The organism is Verruconatronum alginivorum (genome assembly GCF_056590205.1).
In genome coordinates this window covers 1,842,397-1,862,339 of record NZ_JBWPVQ010000001.1, presented here as the reverse complement: position 1 = coordinate 1,862,339, position 19,943 = coordinate 1,842,397, and the positions used below count along the sequence as shown (strand labels likewise).

Below are 19,943 nucleotides of genomic sequence, written 5' to 3'. Positions count from 1 at the left end.
TGCTGCCGTTTTCTTGATCGGTCCGGCTTCAACATACGAAGCGTGACTCCCCTTTGCAAACGCCGCGGCACCGATGCTTCCAAGCTCGACGGAAAGCGCGACCCGCCCGGTATTTCCCGAATTCACCCGATGGGGAACTCCCCCAATTGGATGGAATCGGAGGAAGCGGGTCCCGTTTCTGGTTGCGTCGAACACCGTTCTCCGCGATCCTCTTTTTGTGGACGCAAAGAGGTTAACGCCGCAGTTGGAGGAGGCGCTGACGCGCCTGCTGGACGATTCCTCCCCGGCCGTGCGCAAGGCGATGATCGACGAATTTTCCGCCTTGGGCCAGGAGGGGATCTCCTTTTTAAGCGCGATTTACCAAGGGGACAACCGGATCCTCGGGCTCCATGCTTCCTGGTTTTTGCGCCAACTCAATTTCTCCGATCCCGTGGCGGAATTTCGAGTTTTCATTCGCTCCCTGCAATACGAACTGGAGACGGGAGCCCTTCTTCTAAACCGGACCGTCGCCCCCGACCTCGACATCGGCGGGGCCTGCCGTCAGCTCGACGAAATGGCGGCCCGCTGCCGGGAGTTGATGTTTCCACCGATGCCGGCCAAGGAGCGGTGCCGGGTGATCAACCGGGTACTGTTCCACGAATACGGATTTCGCGGCAACGTCGAAAACTACACCGACCCGAACAACAGTTTCATCAGCGAAGTGCTGGCCAAGCGGCGCGGCCTGCCGATCACTCTTTCGCTCATTTACATTTTGGTGGCGCAGCGCTGCGGGTTCACTCTGGAACCGGTCGGGGTGCCGGGACATTTCATGATCGGTTGCTACGAGGATTCGCCGCCGTTTTTCATCGATCCGTTCGCCCGCGGAGCCTTCCGCACCGGCGAGGAGATTTTCGCCCAACTTCGGAAAAACAAGACGCCGCCGAAACTGAGCTACCTGACCCCGACCCCGGTGCGCGAAGTCCTTTGCCGGTGTTGCCGCAATCTGGCCAACCATTATTCGATCGCGAAAAATCTTGAGCGAGCCCGTCTGTTTGCCAGCTTTGTGCATGAGTTCGAAGCCACCCACCAGCGCAACGTCCGCTCCTGAATCCACCGTCTTCACCCTCGACGACCTGCAACACTGGGATTTTCCCGGAACCTCGCTCGCGGTCCTCGGGTTTCCGGTGAAGCACTCGATCAGTCCGCCGATGCACAACGCCGCTCTCCGGCGAATGGCGGAAAATGACCCCAAGTTTTCCGATTGGCGGTATTTCAAGTTCGCCGTGCCCCCGGAGGATCTCTCCCGGGCTCTCCCCCTGCTCCACGAAAAGCGATTCCTCGGGGTCAATCTCACCATTCCCCACAAGATCCTCGCGGTCGATCTGGTCCATCGAATCGACCCGGCGGCGGAGGCGACCGGCGCCATCAACACCCTCCTCTGGACCCCCGACGGCTACCATGGATTCAACACCGACGGCTTCGGCCTGGCCCAAGGGATCGAAAACGCCTTCGGCAAAATGCTGCGCGGGGCCGACCTCGTTCTGCTCGGCGCCGGAGGCGCGGCCCGCGCCGCCGCCGTCTTGGCGGTGCAGGAGGGTTGCCGCAAACTTTTCCTCGGCAACCGGACCCCGGAAAAACTGGAACCGTTGCGGCGCGACCTCGAACGCCTTGGAGGAACGACCGAAATCGAAATCTTCGACCTCCGGCGCCCTCCTTCAACCTGGAAACCTCAATCGGCTCCGATCATCGTCAATGCCACTTCGGCCGGCCTTCGCCCGGAGGATGAAGCGCCGGTCGACTTGACCGCCTTTCCGGCCGAAACTGTGGTTTACGACATGATCTACAACCCGGCCGAACCGGTCTTGATCCGCGCCGCCCGCTCCCGGGGACTTCCGTCCGCCAACGGCCTTTCGATGCTGGTTTACCAAGGAGTCCGCGCCCTGGAGATCTGGTCCAACGCCCCCGTCCCCGCCGATGTCATGGAAAAAGCGGCGGCGGCGGCCTTGGATTGAGCCGGGCCGTCCCCCCAGCCGGAGCTTCGTGCTTTAGCCGAAGACCGTCGGCCCAAGGGATCGTCCCCAAACTCCATCCGGCCAACGACGGCGGCTGAAGCGCGCCACTCTCCACCCGACGATAGCTCCATGAGTAGTGGGGTTGGCTTTGCCGCCCCACCATGTGGTGCTCGCAACACCGGAAATCATTCACCCCAATCGCGACGACCGACATCACACTTCGACTCGAACGTTTTCGGCCGCTGCCGTCGGGCGGCGGAGCCAACCCGACTACAGCCAGACTGACTCCGAAGGCCGGCGGCCACGAGGATCGTCCCCGAGCTCCATCCGGCCAACCACGGCGGCTGAAGCGCGCCGCTCCCCACCCAACGATAGCTCCATGAGTTGTGGGGTTGGCTTTGCCGCCCCATCATGTGGTGCTCGCAACACCGGAAATCATTCACCCCAATCGCGACGACCGACATCACACTTCGACTCGAACGTTTTCGGCCGCTGCCGTCGGGCGGCGGAGCCAAACCCGACTACAGTCAGACTGATTCCGAAGACCCGTCGGCCACAAGGATCGTCCCCAAACTCCACCCGGCCAACGACGGCGGCTGAAGCGCGCCGCTCCTTTTCTCACCAGCCACAGCCTTTTGCTCCGCGCAGAGGCGGGACGCCTCCCCCACTTTCTCTTGCCTTGAACTCAGGCTCCGATCCCGAGTCGCCGGATGATTTCGTCCGCCACTTCTTCGGCGGGAAGGGCGACGTCCACGGCGATTTCTGCAGAGGGCTCTTCCAGGGCTTCCAACTGACCGGCCAGCATTTCGGGCTTCATGAAATGGTTTTTCCGCCCGGCGATCCGGGTTCCGATCAACTCGGCGCCTCCTTTCAGATAAACTAACTTCACGTCCGGACCGGCTTCCTGCAAAAAACTCCGATAGGATTCCTTCAAGGCGGAACAGGCGAAAATCGCGCTCCGGCCGGCCGCTTGCTCCGTCCGCATCTTTTCCCGGATCTTCTCCAGCCAAGGCCAGCGGTCTTCGTCGGTCAACGCCACCCCGGCGGCCATTTTGGCCACGTTCTCATCCAGATGGAAATCGTCGGCGTCGAAGAACGGCCATTCCAGTTTTGCGGAAAGCAATTCGCCAATGGTGGTCTTGCCCGATCCGGCCACCCCCATCAAAACGACGATCATCGGCGTCCGTTCTCCATTCTCAGGCTCCGTTGGTCAAAAGCGGGGTCAAACCAATCACCATGCCCACCAAAAGGCCATAGACCATATGGGCGACGAAATAGGCCGGACCGCCCGCGAATTGGACTTTTTTGAATTCGCCGTCCGGATTCGAAATCACGGTCGAAACCACGAAAATCAGGCTGGCCACGATCCCATGTCCCCAGCCGAGGCCGAGGCCGACGAAGAGGATGCCGGTGAAGGTGCTCAGGTCGAGGAGCATGAAGATCGTGGTGTAAATCAGGGCGAACACCACGCCCGCCAAACAGTGGACCAGTCCCCCGACCAAGATCGCCTGCTTGTCGGAGCGGACGAACAAATGGCCCAGCGCAACCACCAGGTTGGCGCGGGTCCAACCGACCCGGCCGAACAATCCCAGAATCAAACTCATTCCGATCGCGCCGACAATGCCGGCGATGGCGGAATACAGGACAAAAAGTGCGTTAAACGAGAGTTGCGCATTCATGCACTTACTATACCAACGATTTTCCCTAAAAGGCCAGCCTCTACTGAGTTGCCTCGCTTTTTTTTAAACTGGAACGAGCGGTTTCGAGGTCGATTTCCTGACGGACCCGCTCCAGGAAATAGCAAACTTTGCGGTAGCCCGCCTCCCCCAACAGGTCGATCGCCTCTTCATAACCGTCGGCAACCCGAGTCGGCACATGAGCGTCGGCCCCGACCACCACCGGAATTTCCCGCTCGGACATCGCCCGGAGGATCCGCAGGCCCGGATTCATTTCCGGAAGAAGCTTGTTGACCCCCGAGGTGTTCAACTCCATCGCCACCCCGCTGTCGGCGATCCGGTCGAGCGCCCGTTCGATAGCGGGCCAGATCCGGTCCAGATCCCAATGCTCCGGCGACATGTTTTTCACCAGATCGGGATGGGCCAACGTATCGAACAGCCCCGTCTCGGCGGCTTGCCCGAGGTGGTCGAAATAGGTTTGCTGATACTCGAACCAATCCCCGTTGAAGAACCGCTTGCGGTATTCCCCGACCTGCGGATGGATCGAGCCGAGCACGTGGTTCAACGGCAAACTGGCGTGCAACTCTTCCAAATACGTCTCCATCCCCGGCACGAAATCGCTTTCGAGCCCGAGCCGGACGTCCACCCGTCCTTCCCACTCCCGGCGGGCCCGGTCAACCATTGCCACGTAGGTATCGAGTTCGTCCGGAGCCATCCGGACCCCGGCCGACCAACCGCCCGGGATCGGGTTGTGGCAGGTGACAATGATCCCTTTCAAACCGCGCTGTTCCGCCACCGCCGCGTATTCCTCCGGCTCGCCTTCCGCGTGTTTGCACAGGGGAGTGTGCATGTGAGATTCGTACAAGAGTCGCTTCATGGAATTCAACCTCCCATCTTTCACACTTCCGGCGTTTATTCAACGTCGAGGGCGATGTCTTTCCAGCGGCTCTGATGGGTGATCGCCCCGCACGAGACGAAATCGACCCCGATCCGCCCGAGGGCGGGCAAACTCGCCAAGGTCACCCCGCCACTCGCTTCGGTGTAGGCGCGGTCGCCGATCAGCGAAACCGCATCGGCCAATCCGGCGAGGGAAAAGTTGTCGAGGAGAATGACATCCGCCCCGGCTTCCAGCACCGGCGGAATCTGGTCCAACCGATCGACCTCAACTTCGATGACCCGCCCGGGGGCCTTTTCGCGGGCGCGCCGGACCGCCCCGGCCAGCCGTCCCCCGACGGTCGCCCCATCGAAGGCGAGATGGTTGTCTTTTAACATCACTCGGTCGAAAAGTCCGATCCGGTGATTCCAACCTCCTCCCCGCGCCACCGCGTATTTCTCCAAAACCCGCCAACCCGGGGTCGTTTTCCGGGTATCGAGCAACCGGGTCGGCGCCCCTTCCAAGGCGGTGACATACGCCGCCGTCTCCGAGGCGATCCCGCTCAGGTGTTGCAGGAAGTTCAGGATCACCCGTTCCGCTTCCAACAACAAACTCGCCGGTCCGCGCACCGTGGCGAGGCAATCCCCCCGTTCCACCCGGTCGCCGTCGGCGACGGCCAACTCCACCTCGGCGCCAGCCCCGTATTGTTCCAACACCAGCCCGACCAACGGCAAGCCGCAGACCACCAGCGGTTCCCGCGCCACCAAACAAGCGGAGACCCGCCCACCGACCGGAATGGCGGCCGTGGTGATGTCGACCGCCTCGTTTTCGCCGGGACGATTCCGCAATCCCGCCCCGGCGAGATCCTCCGCCCGCGCCAAAGCCACCAGTTGTTTCAAATAGGCAGGATCCAGATCCTCCCAATTCAATCGCCTGAAAATGTGGGCCGTGGTCGCGGCGTCGGTTCGCTTCATGGCCCCCAACCTGACATGGAAGGAAAAAGCTGGAAAGCCGAAAGGTCGCGGGGGCGTTTTACGCCACCCGTTCGACGATCAGTTGGGTCGGATTCGGCCGTTTCGGAGCCAACCGGTAAGCCGCTTTGAAATATTCCAAGGCGCTCTCCAACTTCGCTTCGTCGTTGTAATGGATCATCATCAGCGGTTCGCCCTGCTTGACTTGGGCTCCCACCTTCTTGATTTCCGACACGCCGACGGCATGGTCGATGTTGGCCGCGCCCCCGTCTCGTCCGGCGCCCAGAAGGCTGACCCCACGGGCGATCATCGCCGCATTGATGGTATGGACGTAACCCCGTTTCGGGGCGGGCAGTTTCCGAACGTGTTTGGCAACCGGGAATTTGTCGGGATTGTCGATATAACTGGTGTCCCCCCCTTGGGCGGCGACCATTTCCTTGAAACGTTCGAGGGCGGTGCCGTCGGTCAGGTGCCGTTGGACGGTTTGCTTGGCCGACAAAGTCGATCCGGCCACGCCGGCCAAACGAACGATCTCCATACCGAGTTTCAAGACCAGTTCCTGCAAATCCTCCGGGCCTTCTCCCTTCAGCAATTGGATTGCCTCGCGCACTTCCAACCCGGTCCCGACGGTGTCGCCGAGCGGTTGGTTCATATCGGTGACCAAGGCGACGCAGCGGCGTTTCATGGAACGGCCGACCCGGGTCATCGAGCGGGCGAGTTGTTTCGCCTGCTCCAGATCGCGGACGAAGGAACCGTTGCCCCACTTGACGTCGATCACCAGACCTTCCGCCCCTTCGGCCAACTTTTTGCTCAACACCCCGCCGGTGATCAGCGGAAGGCTCTGGATGGTGGCGGTGGCGTTGCGCAACTCGTAAAGAACCGCCTCGGCGGGCGAAATCTCTTTGCTCTGCTTGATGATTGCGCAGTTCAAGTCGTTCAGTTGGCGGGAGAACTTGTCGATCGACAGCGTGGTGTTGAAACCGGGGATCGCGCTCAATTTGTCCAACGTGCTGATGACAAAATCCTCGTCGACGCCGCACATCATCGGCATCACCACGCCACTCACCGCGGCCAGCGGCACGAGGACCATCGACGACTTATCGCCGACGCCACCCGTCGAATATTTATCGATCTTCGGCTTGGCGATCCGGGAAAGGTCAATCACCTCCCCCGACAACATCATCTCCTCTGTGAGCGTCGCCGTTTCCTGGGCGGACATTCCCTGGAAATAGATGGCCATGGCCAAGGCGGCCATTTGGAAGCGAGGCATCTCGCCATCCAACATCGAATCGACGATGTAACGGATCTCCTCCTGGCTGAACTCGCCGCCATCCCGTTTCTTCTCAATCAGATAAGAATACGACGGCTTGATAAATTTACGCCCGGCAATTGCTTTCTTTCTCATACAATAGTGGTTTTACAATAAGTGGCTCAGCCCCCCTAAACGTAAGCCGCTTATCATAAGCCTATTGCATTTCAAAAGTCGAGTTTTTTTTTAAAAGGCGGCTTGCCCGGGCATTAAAAGTGTAATAATGGCAGCGGCTTGCACCGTTTAAGCAGGCTGCTGCTGGGAGATACAATGAAGCGCTCCAAGCCCGAGGACCAGCTCGACGCAATCAATTGGCACGATTTCCCGTTTCGGAAAACAGCCCCGGAGGATTTCAATCGCCTCGCCGTCCTTGCGGGGTTGTCGAAACACCGGCAGGAGAACCGCCTCATTGACGATGAGGTAATTCGCGTAACTGGCGGGCAACCGCTCCCCATCGCAATAAACCGGGTCCGGCATCGGAAGGGCGGTCAACTCGAACGGGCGTCCCTCCCGGGTGCGCAACTCCCCGAGGCGCTCCCAGTTTTCCTCCAGAATCAAATGGTTCGGATCCTTCTTATCGTTCTCCCGAACCGTGACGATCGCGTCCGGCCGATAAAACCGCGAGAGGTCGTCGATGTGGCCGTCGGTGTCGTCACCGACGATCCCATCGTTCAACCAGAGGATTCGGTCGACGCCGAAATTGAGGCGCAATTGTTCTTCGATTTGCTCCCGGGAGAACGAGGGGTTGCGGTTTTCGTTGAGCAAACAGGCCTCGGTGGTCAACAACTGGCCGGCGCCGTCGGTCTCGATCGACCCTCCTTCCAGGACCATGGGAATCTCGAACCGCCGCAAGCCCAGCGCCTCGGCGATCAGGCGGGGAATCTGGTTGTCCTTGTCGTAAGGCGGATACTTGCCGCCCCAGGCATTGTATTGCCAGTCCGTCAGCGCCACTTCGCCCGTCCGGTCGTTCTTGATAAAGATCGGCCCGTGGTCGCGGCACCAGGCGTCGTTGGTCGGGTGATCGAAAAACTCCACCCGAGCGTCGTCGGCCTTGGCCCGCTCGAGGAGGCGGCGGGCTTCCTTTTGGAGATCGCGCGAGCAATTGATCCGGACCTTTTGATACCGGGATATGGCGGCGGCGATTTCGGCGAATTTTTCCGGCACCGGTTCGAAGTGACCGGGCCAACTATTGCGGTTGACCGGCCAGGAAAGCCAGACCGCTTCCTGCGGTTCCCATTCGGCGGGAAGGCGAAAGCCGTGGGCGGCGGGCGTATTGTCGTTGCTCATGCGCGTCGAAAAAATTCTACCGGACCACCGTCAATCAATGAACCGTTGTTGGATCGGCGCATAGGTCTCGATCCGGCGGTCCCGGAAAAACGGCCAGTTGCAGCGGACTTCGTCCAACAAGGCAAGGTCGCACTCGATGTGGAGGATTTCCTCTTGGTCGACCGACCCCTTTTTCATGATCTGGCCATAGGGATTGACCGCGAAAGACTGGCCCCAAAATTCGAGGTTGTCCTCCAATCCGACCCGGTTGGCGGCGAAAACATAACAACCGTTGGCGACGGCATGGCCCCGTTGCACGGTCTCCCAGGCAGTGTGCTGGGCCTCGCCGTATTTTGCTTTTTCCGGCGGGATCCATGCGATCGCCGTGGGGTAAAAGAGCATTTGGGCTCCCGATAAAGCGGTCAGTCGGGCCGCCTCGGGATACCATTGATCCCAGCAAACACAGACTCCGATCTTGCCGAAACGCGTTTCCCACGTGCGATACCCCAGGTCGCCGGGGGTGAAATAGAATTTCTCGTAGAAATACGGATCGTCCGGAATATGCATTTTCCGGTATTTCCCGAGGTAGGTCCCGTCGGCGTCGAGCACGGCCGCCGTATTATGATAGAGCCCCGGCGCCCGCTTCTCGAAGAGGGAGGCGATAATCACGCAGTTGTTTTCCGCTGCCACCTTCGACAAAACTTCGGTGGTCGGCCCCGGAACGGCTTCCGCCAGGGCGAAGAGACTCGCATCCTCCTTCTGGCAAAAATACGGAGTCAAAAACAACTCCTGGAGACAAATTACCTGGGCACCCGCGGCGGCGGCCTCCCGGATTTTCTCAATCGTCCGTGCGAGGTTTTGTTCTTTGTCCCAGGTGCAACGCAACTGGATGAGAGCGGTTTGGACTTTCATTCGGTCAAAGAAGGATCAATACACCACTTTATTCAAGGGATACTCGATGATTCCTTCGGCACCAAGTTCCTTCAACATCGGGATGATTTCGCGCACCACCCGTTCGTCGATGATCGTTTCGAGCGCCACCCAATCGGGGGTGCTCAAGGGGGATATGGTCGGATTGCGCAACGACGGCAACCGTTCCAGCAGCTTATCCACCTGATCCTTGGGGGCGTTCAACTTCAAACCGACTTTATCCTGAGCTTCCAGAGCCGCGGTCAACAACAGAGCGATGTTTTCGATTTTCTTCCGTTTCCTCGGATCCTCCCAACTGGCTTTGTTGGCGACGAACTTGGTGTTGGTCTTCAAAAGCGTGTCGACGATCCGGAGTTTGTTGGCGCGCAACGACCCGCCCGTCTCCGTCAAATCCACGATCGCGTCGACCAAATCCGGCACCTTCACCTCCGTCGCCCCCCAGGAAAACTCGACCTCCGCCTGGACGTTTCGCTCGGCCAGGAATCTCCGGGTGATGTTCACCACTTCCGTGGCGATCCGCTTTCCCGCGAGATCCTCCACCGTGCGGATTTCCGAATTTTCCGGCACCGCCAGCACCCAACGTGAAACCACCGAAGAAGCGCGGCTGTAAATCAGGTCGCAGACCTCGACGACATCGGAGTCGTTCTCCACGATCCAATCGTGACCGGTCAGACCGCAATCGAAGTAACCATGCTCCACATACCGGCTCACTTCCTGGGCCCGGACAAACCGCCCGTCAAGATCGGGATCGTCGATCGCCGGCTTATAGGAACGAGAACTGGTGGTGATATTGAATCCCGCCTTCTCGAACAGCTTCAAAGTAGCCTCCTGCAGACTTCCCTTGGGAAGTCCGATCATCAGAAATGGTTGCGTCTCCAGCACCCGATCAGGACAGTGCCAAAGCCGGATCGGGACAAGCCATTTTTTTTGACAACTCGTTCAGTCCGGCTAAGCTACGCCAAAATAACTATGTCCAGTTTATCATTACTACGCGAGGGAGATCCCGCTCCAGGATTCTCTTTTCAGGAAGTCGACGGCACTGCCCGCCACACCCGGGAGCTCGCGGGAGGGTATTACGTTGTTTACTTTTACCCCAAGGACGATACCCCCGGCTGCACCAAAGAGGCCTGCGGTTTCCGCGACCACCACTCCGAGTACGAGAAACGTGGCGTCACCGTGATCGGGGTCAGTCCCGACAACGAAGACTCGCACCAACGGTTCCGGCAAAAGTTCCATCTGCCATTTCCACTGGCCTCCGACGAAAAACACGAAATCGCTAAAGCGTTCGGAGTCTGGGGCTCGAAAAGTTTTATGGGCCGCGATTTCGAAGGGGTCCACCGGGTGACGTTTGTCGTCGATCCCGAGGGGAAGATCGCCCGGGTGTATCCCAAAGTGAAACCGGAAGAACACGCGCAGGAGATCTTGGAGGACGTCGGAGTTTAACGATGAGCTCGCCCAAACCTTTAATCGTCATTGTCGAAGACGAAAAAGAACTCGCCGCCCTCACCGCCGAACGACTGGAAGCAGCCGACATGAACACCATGGTCTGCCACGACGGCGCCCATGCCCTGCGCTTCCTCCGCAACAACTTCGCCAACCTGCTGCTGCTTGACCTCGGACTCCCCGACCGCAACGGCTTCTCCCTGGTCGAAGAATTGAAGCAGCACGACATCAACGTCCCGACGATCTTCGTCACCGGAAGCAGCTCGGAAATGGACATCGTCAAAGGCCTCACCATGGGAGGCGACGACTACATCACCAAACCGTTCAGCTTCGCCGAACTCATCGCCCGGGTTCAAGCCGTCCTCCGGCGAGCCGAAACCGTCGGCGATCATAAGGTCACGAAAAACGCCAGCCTGACCGAGGACCCGTTCGATTTCTGCGGCGCGACTATCAATCCGCAACGGATGGAAGTCCATTTCCCCAACGGAACCTCCGGCAAAATCGGCCGCAAAGATCTCGGCATTCTCACTTATCTTTGGAGCAACAAAGGCGTGGTCCTCACCCGCAAGAGTCTGATCCATTCCGTCTGGGGAATTCATGCCGACGTCCGCAGCCGCTCTCTCGACCAATACATCGTCAAGATCCGCGACCGGTTTACCCAAAACGGTTGCGATTTACGCCCGTTCAACACCATCCACGGTGTCGGCTACATCTACGACCCCGAGAACGTGGCCAACAACGGCTAAGCCCCCCCGCGAAATCCGCCCCACGGTTTGAAATAAAACCGGAATTTGAGGTTTGCCTCGATTCCGGTTTTTCTTCATTCGTGATGCCCTGATCTGTTTTATCCCCTCCGCCGCCCCATGAAAATTCCCCGCCGCAAGCGAGAAACCGAAGACTTCCAAATGGCCCCGATGATCGACATGGTCTTCCTGTTGCTCGTCTTCTTCATGTGCGTCAGCTCCCTCGCCCAAGCCGACAAAAGCGTTGAGGTCGACCTCGCCGAATCCGACGAAAGCAAAGTCCCCCGCGACCTGGCCGACCGCCGGGTCGTCTCGATCCAAGCCGACGGTTCCGTGTTTCTCGGGGCGCGCCCGGTCGACTCCGCCCAACTGAAAGAGGAACTCGCCCGCGAACTCCGGGAAACACCCCGCCTCCGGGTCCAGGTCCGGGCCGACCGCGCCACCCGTTTCGAACAGATTCAACCGGTTCTCCGCGCCTGCGCCGAAGCCGGGGCGGTCGACGTCATCTATTCCACCCACCAGTCGCGCTGAGCGGGGCAATTCCAACCTCTCGGCTGAACCCCTTTTTAATCCCATGGCCGTCCTCCTTCGCAAACGGAAATCGAAGAAACCCGAGATGGCGATCGCCCCAATGATCGATTGCGTCTTCCTGATGCTGATCTACTTCATGGTGAGCTCCACCCTCGACCGACAGGAAGCCGACATCTCCTTCCAACTCCCCGGAGTCGTCGAGCAAACGGACCCCATCACCATGCCCGACGAACAAATCATCGAAATCCGGGCCGACGGCGGCGTCGTGGTGAACGACTTCGAATACGACACCTCCGGCTCCGGGCGCCTGATGCAATTGACCGCAATGCTGACCCGCTTCCGCCAAGCGAGCGAAGCCAACCGGGTCGACGCGTCGGTGACGATCCAACCGGACCCCCGCGCCACCCATCAAGCGATCGTCCGGGTAATGGACGCCTGCTCCGCCGCCGGAATCTCCGCCGTCAACTTTGCGTTGGAGGGAGGGGAATAAAAAACACAATTATGGAAAACGCCCAACCAAGACAATGGAACGAAGATCCGGACGAAACTCGACCACTTTTCCTGGTTGATCCGATCGATCCGATCACCGATAGTGATACCATGGGAACCGGCGGAGACATCGCCCCAGCGCTCAGCGTCGAGGATTATCTCAAGCGGGAAGAAGGCTCGCATCTGCGCCATGAATACGTCCGTGGCCGAACCTTCGCCATGGGGGGCGGCAGTCGCGAGCATAATCGAATCGCCCTCAATCTCGCTGCCGCCCTCAACGTCCACTTACGCGGCCGGCCCTGCGAAGCCTTCATGGCGGACATGAAGGTCCGGATCGAAGGAGCGAGCGACGACGTTTTTTACTATCCCGACATCGTGGTCGCCTGCGATCCCTCCGACCGCGACCGGTTTTTCATCACGAAACCAAGCGTCATCGTCGAAGTGTTGTCTCCCGGCACGGAACGGATCGACCGCGGCGAAAAGTTCTTCGCCTACCGTCAACTTCCGAGCCTCGATTCCTACGTCTTGATCGCCCAAAGCGTTCCCCGGGTGGAAATCTACCGCCGCTCCGCCGACTGGAAACCGACCGTCGTCACCGCCGCCGACGGCCCCGAAGCCAAACTGGAATTGCCCCTCCTTCAATTCGTCCTCTCCTTCGCCGACCTCTACGCCGGCGTCACCCGCCGGACCTAGCTATCTGACCTCACCCTCAGCCTCTTGCTCTGCGCCAAGGCTTGACGCCTCCCCCACTTTGGGGCCTTTGGATCTTACGGCAGAACCAGAGTCCCATAGCCCAACGGGCTTACGCCCTCCAGCCCAGGGTTGAGCCGAGTGAAACGAGGTTCTACCCTGGGAAATGAAGCCTACCCTGGGAAACGATTCCCGCGGCCACGAACCGCAACGCGGTTCCGCCCGCATTCGGTCCACCATCGGGGCAAGGGCGCAACCTCTTCGAGGTAGATCATCTCGCGACCAAGCCCAGGGTAGCCCCGCTTTCGCGCGGCAACCCTGGGCTGAAGGACGAAACGCCGTTGGCGTATGAGCCCCAAAGTGACGGGGCCGTCCCGGCTCCGTTCGGTTCCCAAGCCTTCTCATCCCCAAGGGACGCCTCCCCCACTTTGGGGCCTTTTTGGGATCTTACGGCAAGAACCAGAGTTCCATAGCCCAACGGGCTTACGCCCTCCAGCCCAGGGTTGAGCCGAGTGAAACGAGGTCCTACCCTGGGAAACGAAGCCTACCCTGGGGACCGATTCCTGCGGCCACGAACCGCAACGCGGTTCCGCCCGCATTCGGTCCACCATCGGGGCAAGGGCGCAACCTCTTCGAGGTAGATCGTCTCGCGACCAAGACCCAGGGTAGCCCCGCATTCGCGCGGCAACCCTGGGCTGGAGGACGAAACGCCGTTGGCGTATGAGCCCCAAAGTGACGGGGCCGTTCCGGCTCCGTGCGGTTCCCAAGCCTTCTCATCCCCAAGGGACGCCTCCCCCACTTTGGGGCCTTTTTTGGATCTTACGGCAAGAACCAGAGTCCCATAGCCCAACGGGCTTACGCCCTCCAGCCCAGGGTTGAGCCGAGTGAAACGAGGTCCTACCCTGGGAAACGAAGCCTACCCTGGGGACCGATTCCTGCGGCCACGAACCGCAACGCGGTTCCGCCCGCATTCGGTCCACCATCGAGGCAAAGGCGCAACCTCTTCGAGGTAGATCGTCTCGCGACCAAGACCCAGGGTAGCCCCGCATTCGCGCGGCAACCCTGGGCTGGAGGACGAAACGCCGTTGGCGTATGAGCCCCAAAGTGACGGGGCCGTCCCGGCTCCGTGCGGTTCCCGCGCCCCATCGGACCAGACGGAGCTGGTCCCTCCCCCGAAACCCACGCGCTGAGGCTGGACGCCTCCCCCACTTTGAGGCCTTTGGATCTTACAGCAGAACCAGAGTCCCATAGCCCAACGGGCTTACGCCCTCCAGCCCAGGGTTGAGCCGAGTGAAACGAGGTACTACCCTGGGAAATGAAGCCTACCCTGGGAAACGATTCCCGCGGCCACGAACCGCAACGCGGTTCCGCCCGCATTCGGTCCACCATCGGGGCAAGGGCGCAACCTCTTCGAGGTAGATCATCTCGCGACCAAGCCCAGGGTAGCCCCGCTTTCGCGCGGCAACCCTGGGCTGAAGGACGAAACGCCGTTGGCGTATGAGCCCCAAAGTGACGGGGCCGTCCCGGCTCCGTTCGGTCCCCAAGCCTTCTCATCCGCCAGCCTTTGCAGCCGCAACTCTTACTCTGCGCAGAGGCGGGACGCCTCTCCCACTTTTCTCTCCGACTACATCCGCTTCAGTGGCTGGATCCCCAACAGCTGCAAGCCCGTCTCCAGGATCACTTGGGTTCTCCGGCACAGCACCAGGCGGCGAGCCCGGACCGCCGGGTCGTCGGCGATTACCCGGTCGGCGTTGTAAAAACTGCTGAAACTTCCCGCCAATTCGAAGAGATAAGTGCAGACGTAGTGCGGACGCAAATCGTCGATTGCCATGTTCAGCACCGACACGAAGCCGAGCAACTTTCGGGCAAGGGCGATCTCAGTCTCCGTCTCGAACGGACTAGCCGCCTCGTCGCTTCCGCCCGCTTCGTCGCCGAGCTTGGCGAAAATGCTGTTGATCCGGGCCACCGCATACAGGAGATACGGCGCGGTGTTTCCGTCGAAACTGAGCAAGCGGTCCCAGGCGAATACATAGTCGCCGGTCCGGTTTTGACTCAAATCCCCGTAACGGACCGCCCCGATTCCGACCGTCGAGGCGATTTCCCGACGCTCCTCCTCCGGCAACGACGGATTTTTCTCGGTCACGATCTCAAACGCCCGCTCTTCGGCTTCGCGCAGGAGGTCCTTCAGTTTGATCGGATCGCCCGACCGGGTCTTGATCGCCTTTCCATCCTCCCCAAGCACCGTGCCGAACCAGATGTGACGCAACTCCGGCACCGGGCGACCGGTCTTTTCGAACCATTTGGTCACGGTCAGGAAGAGCTGCTGAAAATGGTCCTGCTGCCGGGAATCGGTGACGTAAATGATACTTTCGGCCGACGACTCCCGCACCCGGTAAAGCACGGTGGCGAGGTCGGTCGAGGCGTAGTTGCTCGCCCCGTCCCGCTTCCGGATGATGAACGGTTGGGTGGCGAACCGCGGGTGCTCCGGATGAAACACCACCAACGCCCCTTCGCTGGTTTCGGCCAGTTTGGCGTCGGTCAATTCCCGGTAAACTTCGTCGACTTTGTCGCGGTAAAAACTTTCGCCGAGTTGCGAATCGAACCGCAGCCCGAGCTTTTCGTAGATGTCATTGAACGCACGCGCGCTGATTTCGGTGATCCGCTCCCAAAGACCGAGGTTTTCCTCGTCGCCCCCTTGTAGTTTCACCAATTCCTGGCGGGCCTCCTCCAACGCCTCCTCGCTCGCCTTGGTTTCGGCGTCCCCTTTCTTATAAAGACGTTCCAACTCCTCCAGCGGCTCCCGCTCCAGCGCTTCCGGATCGAGGAACCGTTTATACGCGTAAATCAACTTCCCGAACTGCGTCCCCCAGTCGCCGATGTGGTTGTCGCGCACCACTTCGGCCCCGCAGAATTCGAGCAACCGGCAGACGCTCTCCCCGACGATCATCGACCGAAGATGGCCGACGTGCATCTGCTTCGCGGTGTTGGGGCCGGCGTAGTCGACCACCACCCGTTTCCCCCGGTAAATCGCCGAGGCCGCCTGGTGAAGATCGTCGCGGCTGCGGAACTTCTTCAACCACTCGATCAGAAAACGCGGAGTGAAGGTGAAATTGATGAACCCCGGACCGGCGATCTCGAGGGTCAGCAGATCCGGATCGATATCGGTCTCTGCGAGGGCGGCGACCAACCGCTGGGCGAGTTCGCGGGGATTCTTCCGGTTCTTTTTCGCGAACGGCAAAACACCGTTCACCTGAAAATCGCCAAACCGCGGATCGGCCAGGCGCACGTCGGGCGAGAAGGTGTCATCGAAACCATCGACCGTCGCGGCGGCGGCCCGGACGCGCCCATCGATTCCTTCAGCGAGATTGAACCAGATATCCATCCCAGCAATCGAAAAGACTGCGCCGCCATCTGCAAGGGCGAAGTTCGCGAATCGAATACACGACCCGCGCATCTCGGCGTTGGGCCAAAGATACGGACGCACGTTGGAGTTCCGCATTTATGCGGTCCGGATGTTCGGAAAAGACCGGCTGAAGCCGGAACTTGCTCCAACGAATACGGAAAGCCGACCCGCCTCAGTGGGCGTTGCCCGCTTCTTCGGCCCGGCGCTTTTTGTCCCACTTAAAATGCTGGTCCGGCAAGGTGCCGCCGAGCTCCAGGAGTTTTTCCTTCTTGTATTTGAACTCGTCGCGGGTGTAGCCCGTAACCGAAAAAACGTTCTGGAGGAAAATCGCCTCCTCCGGGCAAACCTCCTGGCAGAAGCCGCAATAAATGCAGCGGAGCATGTCGATTTCGAACTCCTGGGGAGCCTTTTCGACGTGGGCGGTCGGCGCGTCCTGCGGGATTTCCCCCGGGATGATCCGAATCGCCTTCGGAGGGCAAACGAATTCGCAAAGCTGGCACGAGACGCATTTGGTCCGGCCGTTCGGATCCTGGACCAACGTCGGCACCCCGCGGTAACCGCGCGGCAAGGTCGGCCGTTCCTCCGGATACTGGAGGGTGACCGGCTTCTTCCACAGATGGCGAAAAGTGATCCTCAGCCCACCGAAGATCTGCGGAAGATAGGTTCTTTCAAGCCAGGAAAGCGGCTTTCTTTCTATAACCAATGCCATAAGCGAACAAACTTAGAATACCGTATCCCACAAGGCAATCAGGATGGCGTTAAACACCAGATTCGCCAGGGCGAGCGGCAACAGAATTTTCCAGCCGAGGTTCATCACTTGGTCGTAACGGAACCGTGGCAGCGTCCAGCGCACCCAGATGAAGAAGAATACCAGGGCGAAGACCTTCGCGAGGAAGATCAGCACCGAAAGTACCCCGCCCAAAATCCCTTCGACATTCAACGGCACGAACGGCAACGGATGCCAGCCGCCGAGGAAAAGAACCACCATCACCGCCGAGCCGATGATGATATGGGCATACTCCGCCACGAAAAAGAGGCCGAACTTGAAACTGCTGTATTCGGTGTGGAAACCGCCGACGAGCTCCGTCTCCGCTTCCGGCATGTCGAACGGCAAACGGTTCGTCTCCGCGAAAAGGGCCACCATGAAAATCAACGCCGACAACGGCTGCCAGATCCCGATCCATAGCATCTGCTGCGACTCGACCACCTGGAACAGGCTCAACCCGAGTCCCCCGACCCCCGCCGACCACATGAACACCGGCAAAATCGACAGGCCCATCGCCAGCTCGTAGGAGATCAGCTGCGCCGAAGCCCGGACCCCGCCGAGAAACGGGTATTTGCTGTTGGAAGCCCATCCGGCCAACACGATCCCGTAAACCCCGAGCGACGAGACCGCCAAAATAAAGAGAATCCCGATATCGACGTGGGCCAACACCAACGGTTGCACCTGCCCCGCCGCATCGATGAATTGCCCGAACGGAAGCACCGCCACCGTCGTCAACGCCGGCACCAAAGCCAGGATCGGAGCGAGAATGTAGTAAAACTTGTTCACGTGGGCCGGAACCACGTCTTCCTTGAAGAGGAACTTCAAACCGTCGGCTGTCGGTTGGAAAATCCCCAGGCGGGTCAGAAACGGACCGAGCACCGGGATCGAACCGATCAGCGGCAAGGAGGTCCGGTTCGGCCCGACCCGGCCTTGGATCCACGCCGAAACCTTACGTTCGGCCAATACCGCGTAGGCGCAAAAACTCATCAGAACCACCACGACGGCGACCGCCTTCGCCACGGTGAGAATTACATACGTCACGTCCATAAGGAGAATCCTAAACCATAGAGTCACCCCCTCGACGGTGTCGAGGGAAGAAAATTATGAATTATGAGTTATGAATCAGGAAGTGAGGGAAGAATGCGAAGGCGAGTTGGAGCAAGTCCCGCATTCATGCGGTCCGGACATCCGGGAAAGACCGGCTAAAGCCTAATGCCATTGCCTAAATCAGGTTTTGGTTTGGTCGGCCAGTGTTATGACTGGGTTGGGCTTCGATTCGGTTCGTTTGACGAGTTTCTTCCAGTGGGTCTGTTTTCGCCTCACCTTTCTGGGGCAGCGTCTTTGCCGCCTGGGTTTGAGGATGCGTTCACGTAAGGCGTTGAACTCGTTAGAGATTATTTCGTCGATTTGGTTTCCGGAGAGGATTTCCTGTCCGACGGATATCAGCCAGATTGCGTTCTCCACAGCCTGGTGCGTCTTTGAAAAACTGATAGAAACGACATCGGTCGGCTCCGGTCCCTCTTTGGCGGCCTGGGCCCTTGCGTCGGCCAGGATCGAACTCGCCCACAACAGGGCCGTGATTTCGACGGCCGCGGTTTCCGGCAATTGGCTTTCGAGGTATTTGTGGCGGAGCATCCCCTTGGCTTCGCCGTAATAGATCTCGTGTTCCCAGCGGCGCGTGAGCAGCGTGGCCAACTCCAACGCGGGATAGATTTCGGGATCGAGCAGGTTGGTCCACAACCGGCAACTCTTGCGTGTCGTTTTCCCGTTTTCGTCGGTCGATTCGACGGTGTAAGTGATCTCGCGCACGATGATTTCTTCGACGATGTCTTCGGCACGCTTGCGGCTGCGGATCTTCACTTTGACCAACCGGGAGCCGTCGCCGAGTTCGCGCACAGGGACGCTCGTCTGTGAGGGAAGCACCCGAATGGCAAACGCCGCTCCCTCCCCTTGGCAATGATGGTGGAGGGGCTGGAGAAACGCTCCGCACCCGTAGAGGGAATCGGCCAGCAGCAGCATCTTTCGCCCTATCTTCGCGATCAACCGGTAGGCCAGCGTCAGTTCCCCTTCCCGATCCAGGCCGATTTCGGCGGCCAATGGAGCGTGCGTCCCCAATTCCACCAGCGCGCAGGCGTTGATTTTTGAAAACCCGTATTCGCCGCCCCGGGAAGCTCCGGATTTCCCGGCTGCCTTCCGGGGTTTATTGCTTCCCTTGGGGAATGTCTCGAGGATCTTTTCGCAGTTCTGAAGCGTGAAGGCCGTCCCGTCGAGTCCGGCCAACCTCCAGCCTTTGTAAAAGCTCTCCGGGTGGCTTTCCGGATCGGCCTTCGGCTGCAGCACCACCTCATTGATTTGTTTCAACATGGCTTGGTCCACCCGTCTGAGCCTGCGCGAGATGCAACTCCCGGCAAGCTCGCGGCCCGTCGCGGCGGCATGGCAATCGGCCACGCTTCCGAAGCGTTTCATCATACGCAGGGTCTGCGCGCACAGCAGATTCGCCAACGGGTTCAAAGGCGGACGCCCGCGCCTGCGCTCGGAAGCCTTCGACTCCAGCACGCTGCGCAAACCATTGCCCAGCGCCGAAAGCCCGGCGAGATGGTCCGATGAAAATAGAAATGAGAAAGGAAATGACTGTGCCATTTCCATTCAAAAGCAAAAGTGTACAATTTTGTACACCTTTTTCTTCAAACTTTGAGAAAAAATTTCCCGGTAATTAGGCAATGGCATTAGGCTAAAGCCGGAACTTGCTCCAACAAAACCGGCCGGATGAATTCGCCCAGCCTCCGTTGTCGATCAAAGACGCGGAGGCGAGTTGGAGTCCCGCATTCATGCGGTCCCGGACATCCGGAAAAGAGCGGCTG

At 59.6% G+C, this 19,943-nt stretch carries 20 protein-coding genes; 8 read left to right on the top strand and 12 right to left on the bottom strand.

The genetic code is table 11. The features are described from left to right. Positions 1–217 precede the first annotated feature (217 nt). Positions 218–1,087: a transglutaminase-like domain-containing protein gene (locus ACWUI2_RS06465; protein WP_486982038.1), complete on the top strand. Its 870-nt coding sequence runs from the start codon at positions 218–220 to the stop codon at positions 1,085–1,087. After that, the gene (locus tag ACWUI2_RS06460; protein ID WP_486982037.1) at positions 1,047–1,991 is read left to right on the top strand and encodes a shikimate dehydrogenase family protein; all 945 of its coding nucleotides are present in this window, start codon (positions 1,047–1,049) and stop codon (positions 1,989–1,991) included. The genes ACWUI2_RS06465 and ACWUI2_RS06460 overlap by 41 nt, the downstream gene beginning before the upstream one ends. A gap of 685 nt (positions 1,992–2,676) precedes the next feature. Here the strand turns inward: ACWUI2_RS06460 and ACWUI2_RS06455 are convergent. From ACWUI2_RS06455 to hisG, 8 genes are all read right to left on the bottom strand, one after another. Next, positions 2,677–3,168 carry a gluconokinase gene (locus ACWUI2_RS06455; RefSeq protein ID WP_486982036.1) on the bottom strand — a complete coding sequence of 164 codons (492 nt, stop codon included), beginning with the start codon at positions 3,166–3,168 and terminating at the stop codon, positions 2,677–2,679. Positions 3,169–3,187: 19 nt separating this feature from the next. Next, the gene (locus ACWUI2_RS06450; RefSeq protein ID WP_486982035.1) at positions 3,188–3,670 is read right to left on the bottom strand and encodes a hypothetical protein; all 483 of its coding nucleotides are present in this window, start codon (positions 3,668–3,670) and stop codon (positions 3,188–3,190) included. 40 nt (positions 3,671–3,710) lie between these two features. After that, on the bottom strand, positions 3,711–4,544 hold the full coding sequence (locus ACWUI2_RS06445; protein ID WP_486982034.1) for a histidinol-phosphatase: 834 nt from the start codon (positions 4,542–4,544) through the stop codon (positions 3,711–3,713). A 35-nt stretch (positions 4,545–4,579) separates the two neighbouring features. Beyond that, positions 4,580–5,515: a carboxylating nicotinate-nucleotide diphosphorylase gene (gene nadC, locus ACWUI2_RS06440; RefSeq protein ID WP_486982033.1), complete on the bottom strand. Its 936-nt coding sequence runs from the start codon at positions 5,513–5,515 to the stop codon at positions 4,580–4,582. A gap of 58 nt (positions 5,516–5,573) precedes the next feature. Further along, positions 5,574–6,917, bottom strand: coding sequence for a thymidine phosphorylase (locus ACWUI2_RS06435; RefSeq protein ID WP_486982032.1), 1,344 nt, complete (start codon positions 6,915–6,917; stop codon positions 5,574–5,576). A gap of 147 nt (positions 6,918–7,064) precedes the next feature. Next, on the bottom strand, positions 7,065–8,108 hold the full coding sequence (locus ACWUI2_RS06430) for an agmatine deiminase family protein (RefSeq protein WP_486982031.1): 1,044 nt from the start codon (positions 8,106–8,108) through the stop codon (positions 7,065–7,067). Positions 8,109–8,138: 30 nt separating this feature from the next. Continuing rightward, positions 8,139–8,999, bottom strand: a complete 861-nt coding sequence (locus tag ACWUI2_RS06425; RefSeq protein ID WP_486982030.1) for a carbon-nitrogen hydrolase — start codon at positions 8,997–8,999, stop codon at positions 8,139–8,141. A 15-nt stretch (positions 9,000–9,014) separates the two neighbouring features. Continuing rightward, entirely contained in the window at positions 9,015–9,875 is an 861-nt protein-coding gene (gene hisG, locus ACWUI2_RS06420) for an ATP phosphoribosyltransferase (RefSeq protein WP_486982029.1), read from the bottom strand. A gap of 111 nt (positions 9,876–9,986) precedes the next feature. On the opposite strand from hisG, the gene bcp reads away from it, so the two are divergent. The 5 genes from bcp to ACWUI2_RS06395 all read left to right on the top strand — a co-directional run bounded on the left by bcp (position 9,987) and on the right by ACWUI2_RS06395 (position 12,916). Continuing rightward, on the top strand, positions 9,987–10,460 hold the full coding sequence (gene bcp / locus ACWUI2_RS06415) for a thioredoxin-dependent thiol peroxidase (protein WP_486982028.1): 474 nt from the start codon (positions 9,987–9,989) through the stop codon (positions 10,458–10,460). 2 nt (positions 10,461–10,462) lie between these two features. Continuing rightward, positions 10,463–11,206 (top strand): response regulator transcription factor, encoded by a 744-nt coding sequence (locus ACWUI2_RS06410; protein ID WP_486982027.1) that lies wholly within the window; start codon positions 10,463–10,465, stop codon positions 11,204–11,206. Between the two features lie 117 nt (positions 11,207–11,323). Next, complete coding sequence (locus ACWUI2_RS06405; protein WP_486982026.1) at positions 11,324–11,734, top strand: ExbD/TolR family protein; 411 nt, start codon at positions 11,324–11,326, stop codon at positions 11,732–11,734. Positions 11,735–11,777: 43 nt separating this feature from the next. Beyond that, positions 11,778–12,224, top strand: a complete 447-nt coding sequence (locus ACWUI2_RS06400) for an ExbD/TolR family protein (protein ID WP_486982025.1) — start codon at positions 11,778–11,780, stop codon at positions 12,222–12,224. Positions 12,225–12,235: 11 nt separating this feature from the next. Continuing rightward, a complete protein-coding gene (locus ACWUI2_RS06395; RefSeq protein WP_486982024.1) occupies positions 12,236–12,916 on the top strand; it encodes a Uma2 family endonuclease in 681 nt (226 codons plus the stop codon). 1,621 nt (positions 12,917–14,537) lie between these two features. Here ACWUI2_RS06395 and argS read toward each other — a convergent pair. From argS to ACWUI2_RS06375, 4 genes are all read right to left on the bottom strand, one after another. After that, entirely contained in the window at positions 14,538–16,295 is a 1,758-nt protein-coding gene (gene argS / locus ACWUI2_RS06390) for an arginine--tRNA ligase (RefSeq protein WP_486982023.1), read from the bottom strand. Between the two features lie 193 nt (positions 16,296–16,488). Then, complete coding sequence (locus ACWUI2_RS06385) at positions 16,489–17,025, bottom strand: NuoI/complex I 23 kDa subunit family protein (RefSeq protein ID WP_486982022.1); 537 nt, start codon at positions 17,023–17,025, stop codon at positions 16,489–16,491. A 12-nt stretch (positions 17,026–17,037) separates the two neighbouring features. Further along, positions 17,038–18,129 (bottom strand): NADH-quinone oxidoreductase subunit NuoH, encoded by a 1,092-nt coding sequence (gene nuoH / locus ACWUI2_RS06380; protein ID WP_486982021.1) that lies wholly within the window; start codon positions 18,127–18,129, stop codon positions 17,038–17,040. A gap of 180 nt (positions 18,130–18,309) precedes the next feature. Then, positions 18,310–19,446, bottom strand: coding sequence for a transposase (locus tag ACWUI2_RS06375; protein WP_486980878.1), 1,137 nt, complete (start codon positions 19,444–19,446; stop codon positions 18,310–18,312). Between ACWUI2_RS06375 and ACWUI2_RS06370 the strand changes: the two genes are divergently transcribed. Beyond that, on the top strand, positions 19,445–19,777 hold the full coding sequence (locus tag ACWUI2_RS06370; RefSeq protein ID WP_486982020.1) for a hypothetical protein: 333 nt from the start codon (positions 19,445–19,447) through the stop codon (positions 19,775–19,777). The genes ACWUI2_RS06375 and ACWUI2_RS06370 overlap by 2 nt on opposite strands. The last annotated feature ends 166 nt before the right edge of the window (positions 19,778–19,943 follow it).